General features: G+C 72.6%; 1 protein-coding gene. It reads right to left on the bottom strand.

Annotated features, from left to right (window positions below):
* Window positions 1-42: 42 nt before the first annotated feature.
* Complete coding sequence (locus ABZ552_RS28405) at window positions 43-9,480, bottom strand: SDR family NAD(P)-dependent oxidoreductase (protein ID WP_357440949.1); 9,438 nt, start codon at window positions 9,478-9,480, stop codon at window positions 43-45.
* Window positions 9,481-9,482 lie beyond the last annotated feature (2 nt).

The raw sequence follows: 9,482 nt of genomic DNA, 5'->3' as shown, positions 1-9,482 counted from the left end.
TGTCTCGCCTCTTCGATGCCACGTGTCACGCCCGCCCGGCGGTCACCGCGGAGCACCGTCACTGCCTGCCGCCGAGCGCGCGAGCGCCGGCTCCGTTTCATCGAGTTCGCCCAGCCAGCGCCGTATCTCGGCCGCGACGGCCGAGGTGGCCGCGCCGATGATCGAGAAATGGTCGGCGTCGAGCTCGACCGTCTCGCCGGTGTGCAGCCAGGCCGGCACCGGCTCGGCGAGGTCCAGCCCCGGCAGCGGCGTCGCGGCCCGCAGGTCGAACGTCGGCGCGGTGATCGGCAGCGGCAGGCGTTGCTCGAACAGCCGCGCGTATTTCGCCATGGCGACCAGGCCGTGATCCCCGATCTCGGTGACCTCGTGTCCGAGGTCGAGCACCGAGCCGATCGCGCTCAGCAACACCCGGCGGTTCTGCTCCGGATCGTCGGGTGAATACGTGTCCAGCAGGATCACCGCGGCCGGGCCGCGCCCGTCCCGCTCCAGCCGATGCGCGAGCGCGTGCGCGATCGCGCCGCCTGCCGAATAGCCGAGGAGCACGACCGGCCGCTCGTCACCGCGGTTGCGCACCGCCGCCGCCAGGTGATCCAGCAGCACCTCCCAGGATTCGGGCAGCGCCTCGCCCGGCTGCGTGCCGGGCAGGCGCAGCGCCGCGATCGTCCGGTCGGCACCGAGTTCCCTGGCCAGCCGGGCGAACTGGTGCGGTCCGGTGCCGACCACGAACGACGGGACACAGAGCAGGGTCGCCCGTCCGGTCCCCCTGCTCAGCGGAATCGGCGCCGTGCCGGCCACATCGGTGAAGGTGTCCACGAGTTCCGCGCTCTCCAGCAGCATCGGTATCGCCGCGCCGACCCGGCCGCGCCGGTGCGCGGCCAGCACCAGTTCGGTGAGCGCGCCCCTCGCCCCGGTTTCCACGGGCACTACGGCCGCGGGCGCGTCGGTGGTCACGTCCGCGGGCGCCATCTCCGGGATCCGGGAAACCAGGTACGCCGCCAGGGCCTCGCCGGTGGGATGGTCGAAGACGAGGGTCGACGGCAGCGTCAGCCCGGTGGTCTCGGCCAAGCGATTGCGGAACTCGATGCCCGCCAGAGAGTCGAATCCCAGCTCCGTGAACGGAGCCCGTGGATCGATCGCCTCGCCCGAGGTGTGGCCGAGGCTCGCCGCGATGTGCTCGCGCACGGCGGCGAGCACCACGCCGGGGCGCTCCGCTTCGGCGGTCGCGGCCAGTTGCCGTGCCAGCGACCGCGCTCCGCCCGCCCGGCGCGGCGCCGCGGTGACCAGGGCGCCGAGCATCCTGGGCAACGCGCCCGCCGCGGCGAGGGCGTTCAGCACCGCGGGATCCAGACGCGCGCCGACACCGGTCGGCTCGCCTCCGGCTATGGCGCTGTCCAGCAAGGACATTCCGTAGTCGTCGTCGAGTGGCATCAGACCCTCGCGGCGCATCCGCGCGATGTCGGTGCCGGTGAGGGTGCTCGTCATTCCGCTCTCCGCGCGCCACGGTCCCCACGCGAGCGAGGTGGCGGGCAGTCCGCGGTGGTGCCGGTGCTGCGCGAGCGCGTCGAGGAAGGCGTTCGCCGCCGCGTAGTTGGCCTGTCCCGGGCTGCCGATCGTGCCCGCGAACGAGGAGAACAGCACGAACATCGACAACTCGAGATCGGCGGTGGCTTCGTGCAGGTACCAGGCCGCGTCCGCCTTGGGCCGGAGCACGGCGGCGAGGCGCGCCGGGGTGAGGTCGGCCAGGAGTCCATCGGCGAGTGTTCCCGCGGTGTGCACGACGGCGGTCAGCGGATGTTCCGGCGCGATGGTCGACAGCAGCCGGTCGACCGCCGCCCGGTCGCTCACATCACAGGCCACCACCTGCACGTGCGCGCCCAGTCCGGCCAGTTCCGCCGCCAGTTCCGCGGCGCCCGGCGCGTCCGGGCCGCGCCTGCTCGCCAGCAGCACCCTGCGCACACCGTGCGCGGCGACCAGATGCCGGGCCGTGAGCCCGCCGAGGCTTCCGGTGCCGCCGGTGATCAGCACCGTGCCGTCGGGATTCGGTCGAGGAGCGGGCCTTCCGTGCTCGCCGGCCGCGCTCCGGCTCAACCGGGGCACGTACACGGCACCGTCACGCACGGCCGCCTGGGATTCGTCGGCCATGGCCAGCAGCGTCGCGACGGCACGGCGGTACCCCGCCCAGGCCGCCACGTCGACGAGGAGGATCCGGCCCGGGTTCTCGTGCTGTCCGCTGCGCAGCAGCCCCCACACCGCCGCTCCGGCGAGGTCCACCGGTGCTGTGGGTGTCACGGCGACCGCTCCGCGGGTGACGACGACGACACGGTTGTGGCGGGTCAGGAGTTCGGTGATCCCTTGCGCCGTATCGGTGAGCCGGGTGCGCAGCACATCGGGCACATCGCTGTCCGCCGGTGTGTCCTCGATCCGGAGCACCGCGACGGAACCTCCGTCTACGCGCACGATCTCGTCGTCGCCGACAAACGCCCAGTCCTCATCCACGACGAGTCCGGCGCGCTCCCCGGCCGGCGCGGGCACCCACCGGAGCCGATACGGGTCGTGCCCGGTGCGGGCGGCGCCGGCGGTCCGCAGCGCGTCGATCGGGATCGGGCGCATGGTCAACGCCGCGACCCGGAAGATCTGCTCTCCGTGCGCGTCGGTGAGCGTCACCGCGATCGGCTGGTTGTCCCGGTCCCCGGATCGGGGCTCGGCCGCGGCCAACCGTACCCGCGCCGCGCCCGCACCCACGGCGTGCAGGTCCACGTCCTCCCACGAGTAGGGGACGTAGATCTCGTCCGCGGCGGGCTCCCCGGTGAGCCCGGTGAACCGGATCGCGTGCAGCGCCGCATCCAGCAACGCCGGATGCAGCCCGAATCGGTCGGCCGCCGAATGCTCTTGTCCGGGCAGGCGCACCTCCGCGAAGACCTCGTCGCCGCGCCGCCACAGTGCGGTCAGCCCCTGGAACAACGGCCCGTGCCCGTAGCCGCGGTCGGCGAACTCGGTGTACATATCGCTGACGTCCACCGGCAGCGCCCCGGCCGGCGGCCAGGGTTCCGTCATGGGGGTCGTCTCGGCCGGCGTCGTCTGCGGGACAAGGGATCCGGTGGCGTGCCGGATCCATTCCGCCTGTTCCGGCGTGCCGACGCGATGCGGACGCGAATACACCGACACCGCACGCGCGCCGGTGTCGTCGGGGCCGTCCGCCAGCACCCGCAATTCGACCGAGCCGTCGGCCGGGACCGCCAGGGGCGCCGTCACCACGAGCTCGGCCAGGCGCGGATTGCCGGTCATCGCGCCGAGGTACAGCGCCAGCTCGGCGAAGGCCGTCCCCGGCAACAGCACGGTTCCGCCGATCATGTGGTCGGCCAGCCACGGATGGCTCGCCAGCGACAGACGGCCGGTCGCCACCACACCGCGGGAGTCCGGCAGCCAGACGGCGGCGCCGAGCAGCGGATGGTCGACCTCGTCCAGACCGGAGGACCGCACGTCGGGGGTGTGTTCGGTGGCGGTGAGCCAATACCGCTGATGATCGAACGCGTACGTCGGCAACGAAACTCGGCGCGCCGCGCTGCCCTCCCACAGCGGTTGCCAGTCCACCGCCAGCCCGGCGACGTGCGCGCGGGCCAGGAAGGTCACGAAGTGCCGCGCTTCCGCACCCACGCGGCGGCTCGCGGCGGCGGTCAGCCATCCGTTCGCGGCCTCGTCCCCGAGGCAGCCGCGGGTCATGGCCGTGAGCACGGCGTCCGGACCTATCTCGAGGAACCGGCGCGCGCCGGTGTCGGCCAACGCCCGGATACCGGGCGCGAACCGGACCGCGGCGCGGATCTGCCCGACCCAGTACTCCGGGTCGGTGAAGGTATCCCCCACGGCCCCGGTCACATTCGACACGATCGGCACCAACGGTTGCCGGTAGGTCAGTTCTCCGGCGACGGCGCGGAACGCGGCCAGCGCGGGTTCCATCCGCGCGGAGTGGAACGCGTGGCTCACCTTCAGTCGCGTCGTCTTGTGCCCCTGCGCCGCGATGGTCCGTTCCAGTTCGCCGATCGCGTCCTCGTCACCGGAGAGCACCACCGCCTCCGGTCCGTTCACCGCGGCGATCGAGGCGCGATCCCCGAAGCCGGTGAGCAGTGGCAAGGCATCGGTTTCCGGAAGGGACACCGCCAGCATGGCGCCGTCCTCCGGCAGCGCACCCATCAACCGTCCGCGCGCCGCCACCAGAGCGCACGCGTCCGGCAGCGACCACACCCCCGCCGCATACGCCGCCACCAGCTCGCCGATGGAGTGCCCGATCAACACGTCCGGGAACACGCCGAACGACTCCACCAACCGGAACAACGCCACCTCGAACGCGAACAACGCGGGCTGCGTCCACTCCGTCCGATCCAGCACACCCGACGGATCGGCGAACATCACCTCCCGCAACGACGGCGCCGGATCGCCGGTCGGGGCCGTCTGCGCCGCACCGGCGGCGTTCTCCCGCAGCCGGTCGAATTCGGCGCACACTTCGTCGAGCGCCTGGGCGAAGACGGGGTAGGACGCGTACAGCTCGGCGCCCATGCCCACTCGCTGCGAGCCCTGGCCGGTGAACAGGAACGCGGTCCTGCCCGAGCCTGCCGTCCCCTCGATCACACCGGACCCAGGACCGGCCGCCAATTCCGCGAGTCCCGCCAGCAATTGCTGCCGATCATCGCCGACGACGGCGCCGCGCCACTCCAGCTGCGCGCGGGTCTGCACCAGCGAGCGTCCGATGGAACCGGCATCGGCGTCCGGATGCTCGACCGCCCACGCGCGCAGCCGCTCGGCCTGCGCCCGCAGACCGGCCTCCGATTTCGCCGAGACCACCCACGCGATCACGCGGTCCGGCTCGGATCCGCGGTCGCGCACGGCGGGCTGTCGGTCGCGTGCGGGCGCTTCTTCGACGACGACGTGCGCGTTCGTCCCGCTGATCCCGAACGACGACACCCCCGCACGCCGTACCCGCTCCCCGGCGGGCCAGGGCTCCGCCTCGGTCAGCAACCGCACCGACCCCGCCGACCAATCCACATGCGGCGAGGGGGCATCCACGTGCAGCGTCTTCGGCAGCATCTCGTGCCGCAGCGCCTGCACCATCTTGATCACGCCGCCCACGCCCGAGGCCGCGACCGAATGGCCGATATTCGACTTCAGCGAGCCGACCCGCACGGGTTCGCGCCGACCCTGACCGTAAGTCGCGATCAAGGCCTGCGCTTCGATGGGATCGCCCAGCGGCGTTCCCGTTCCGTGTGCCTCCACCGCGTCGACGTCGGCCGGTTCCAGGCCCGCCGCCGCCAGCGCCGCCGCGATCACCCGCTCCTGCGACGGACCGTTCGGCGCGGTCAGGCCGTTCGACGCGCCGTCCTGGTTCACCGCCGAACCCCGGATCACCGCCAGCACCTCGTGGCCCGACCGCCGGGCGTCCGAAAGCCGTTCCAGGGCCAGCACGCCGACCCCTTCCGACCAGCCGACACCGTCCGCGGCGGCGGCGAAGGATTTACACCGCCCGTCGGGGGCCAGCCCCCGCTGCCGCGCGAAGTCCACGTACAGCTCCGGGCTGCCCGACACGGTGACTCCGCCGGCCAGCGCCAGCGACGTCTCCCCGTTCCGCAGCGCCTGGCAGGCCAGGTGCAGGGCCACCAAGGAGGACGAGCACGCCGTGTCCACCGTCATGGCCGGACCCTGCAGGCCCAGGACATAGGCCACCCGTCCCGAGGTGACGCTGTCGGAGTTGCCGGTCATCCGGAAGCCCTCGTACGCGCCGACCACCCGCTCGGAATAGCCGGACGGGGTGGCGCCGACGAAGACTCCGGTGTCACTGCCGCGCAGCGCGGTCGGATCGATGCCCGCGTCTTCCAAGGCTTCCCAGGCGGCCTCCAGCATCAGCCGCTGCTGCGGGTCCATGGCCGTCGCCTCACGGGGGCCGATTCCGAAGAAGGCGGGGTCGAACGCGCCCGCGTCGGTGAGGAATCCGCCCTCGCGCACGTAGGTGGTGCCGGGCTGGTCCGGGTCCGGATGGTACAGCCGATCGAGGTCCCAGCCCCGGTCCGTGGGGAACGGCGTGATCGCGTCCGTACCCGAGACCAGAAGCTGCCACAGCTGCTCCGCCGAACTCACGCCGCCGGGATACCGGCAGCTCATTCCGACGATGGCGATCGGCTCGTCGACCCGGGTCCGTGGCGTCATCCGCGCCGGGCGTGGCCGCGCGGCCGGAGCGTCGCCGATCCTGGACACGAGGAACTCCGCCACCACGCGGGCGCTCGGGTGATCGAACACCAGGGTCGAGGGCAGCGATAGTCCGGTGGCCTTGGCGAGGCGGTTCCGGAATTCCACACCCGCCAGCGAGTCGAAACCCAGCTCGGTGAACGCGGTCTCGGGGTCGATCGCCTCCGCCGAGGCGTGTCCGAGTACCGCGGCCGCCTGTTCCCGGGTGACGGCGAGGGCCACTTCGGCGCGGTCGGCGGGCGTGGCCGCGGCCAGCCGTCCGACCGGCTCCCCGCCGGTGCGGCCCGGCCGCGCCGACGCGGGGGCCAGCGCACTCAGCAGTGCGGGCAAGGCTCCCGCCTCGGCCTGCTCCGCCAGCCCCGATCGATCGAATTCCGCGCCCACCACCAGCGCCGACCCCGCGGTGAGCGAAGCGTCGAACAGCGACAGCCCCGTTGTGTCGCCGAGCGGGCGGAAACCCAAGCGCCGCAGCCGTTCCAACCCCGCCGGACCGAGGTCGGCGGTCATCCCGGTGCCCGCGTTCCACGGACCCCAGGCCACCGATACGGCGGGCAGGCCCGCGGTACGGCGCATCCGGACCACCGCGTCGGCGAACGAGTTCGCCGCCGCGTAGTTGCCCTGCCCGGGGGATCCGGCCAGCCCGGCGACCGACGAGAACACCACGAAGGCCGAGACTTTCGCGTCCCGCGTCGCGTCGTGCAGCAGCCAGGTCCCGTCCACCTTCGGGCGCAGCACGCGGTCCACCTGCGCGGCGGTCAGGGTCTCGACCGTCCCGTCATCGACCACACCCGCGGCGTGCACGATGCCGGACAACGGGAATTCCTCCGGTACCGCCGCCAGGACCGCGGCGAGGTCGCCGCGATCCGCGATGTCACACGCCTGGACGTCCACCTGGGCGCCCAGCGCCGACAGGTCCGCGACGAGTTCGGTGACCCCCGCGGCGTCAGGACCACGTCGCGAGACCAGCAAGAGTCGCCGAATCCCGTGCTCGGACACCAGATGTCGCGCGATCAGCGCGCCCAGACCGCTGGTGCCGCCGGTCACCAGCACCGTGCCCGTCCCGAACGAGATCGTCCCCGTTCCCGGTGCCGCCGCGATCCGGCGCACCCGGGGCACCGACAACCGGCCGTCGCGCACCGCGACCTGCGGTTCGCCCGCGGCCAGCGCCGCCGACACCGCCCCGGCGTCGATGTCGCCGTCCCGATCGATGAGCACGATCCGGCCCGGATGTTCCGCCTGCACGCTGCGCAGCAGACCCGCGACGGCAGCGGCCGCCGGGTCGGGCGATTCACCCGGCAACCCGAGCGCGTTACGAGTGACCACGACCAGCCGGGCGCGGTCGTACCGCGTATCGGTGAGCCACGACCGCGCCAGTTCCACTGTCCGCGTGACCCAGTGCCGGGCCGCTTCAGCCGGATCGGCGTCCACCGCTTCGGCGGTCTCGACTGCCCAGACGATCGTCGCCGCGTCCGGATCGCCGCCGTCCGGTTCGCGCGGGTCGGTGACGCGCAGGTCGATTCCCGCCACGCTGCCCGCGCCCAGCATCGCCATCGTTCCCGCCGGCCCGGCGTGGCCGGTGGACACCGGCACCCACTCCAGCCCGTGCAGCGGCACCGGCGCCGTATTCGACCGGACCCGCTCCACGGTGCGCCGCTCGACCGGATGCACCACCAAGGAGTCCACGCTCAGCACCGGTGCGCCGTTCTCGTCCACGACATCCATCCGGATCCGGTAACCGCCGGACAGCACCGCGCGAACCCGCACCGGCCCGGAGCCCGACCGGACCGTCCGCAGCCCACCGACCGTGACCGGCAGCGGCACCCGTCCGGCGGGCAGGTCGTTCATGACGAAGTCGAGCGCGGGGTGCAGACAGGCGTCGAACAACGCGGGGTGGATACCGTAGCCCGATGCCCGCGCGGCGGTGACGTCGTCCAGCGATACTTCCGCGAACACTTCGTCGCCGCGTCGCCACGCCGCGCGCATGCCGCGGAAGGCGGGACCGTATTCCATGCCCAGGTGCGCGATCCGGCGATAGATCGCCTCTTCGTCGAGCTGTTCCGCGCCTGCGGGCGGCCAGATCCGATCCCAGCCGGTGGAGTGGCCGGGGCCGGGGTCGGCGGCGAGCACGCCACCGGCATGGGGGACCCACGCCTCGGCGTCGTCGAGGTCCGCGGTGCGGGAGTAGAGGGTGAAACGCCGCCGTCCGTCGGCTTCGGCCGCACCGACCGCCACCTGCACGTCGACGGTGCGCTCAGCGAGGGCGAGCGGGATGTCCAGTTGCATCTCCTCGACCGAGCGCGCTCCGAGCCGGTCGCCGATCGCCGACATCAGTTCGAGGTAGGTGGTCGCCGGGACCACCGGTGTACCGAACACCACGTGGTCGGCGACCCACGGATGCCGGGCATCCGACAGCTGTCCGGTGAACAGCCATTCGTCCTTGCCCGCCACCGGCACCGCGTCCAGCAGGATCGGATGATCGATGGAGCCCGCCGCGACCGGCCGGACCACGTCCAGCCAATAGCGCCGTCGCTGGAAGGCGTAGGTGGGCAACGCGAGACGCTTCGAAGACCGGCCCGCGAGCAAGGGCTCCCAGTGCACCTCGATGCCGCTGTTGTGGGCGTGGGCGAGGAAGGTCAGGAAATGCCGCACCTCGTCGACGCCGCGCCGTCCGGCCGCCGCGACCAGTGATCGGGCCCCGACCTCCTCGGGCAGGCACTGCCGCGTCATCGCGGCCAGCACGGCGTCCGGCCCCAGCTCCAGGAATCGCCGGACACCCAGGTCCACCAGGGTGTCGACACCTCGGGCGTAACGGACGGTGTCGCGCACGTGACCTGCCCAGTACAGGGAGTCGGAGAACGCCTCGCCGCCGACGACCCCGAACACGTTGGAGATCACCGGCAACAGTGGACTGCCGTAGGTGATTCCGGCGGCCAACGCCTCGAATTCCGGCAGCATGGGTTCCATCAGCGCCGAGTGGAACGCGTGACTGACTCGCAACCGGGTTGTCTTGACCCCCTCGGCGGCGAGTTCGAGTTCGAGTTCGGCGATGGCGTCCTCCGTGCCGGAGAACACGATCGCCGACGGCCCGTTCACCGCCGCGATGGACAGCCGCCCGCGGAATCCGGCGATGGCTTCGGCCGCCCGCTCCTGTGGAAGCGCGGCGGCGAGCATGGCGCCGCCTTCGGGCAACCCACCCATCAACCGCCCCCGCGCCGCCACCAACGCACACGCATCAGCCCTCGACCACACCC

Source organism: Nocardia sp. NPDC019219 (assembly GCF_040632645.1).
Taxonomy (GTDB): Bacteria; Actinomycetota; Actinomycetes; order Mycobacteriales; family Mycobacteriaceae; genus Nocardia; species Nocardia sputorum.
This window is presented reverse-complemented; position numbering and strand designations above follow the sequence as displayed.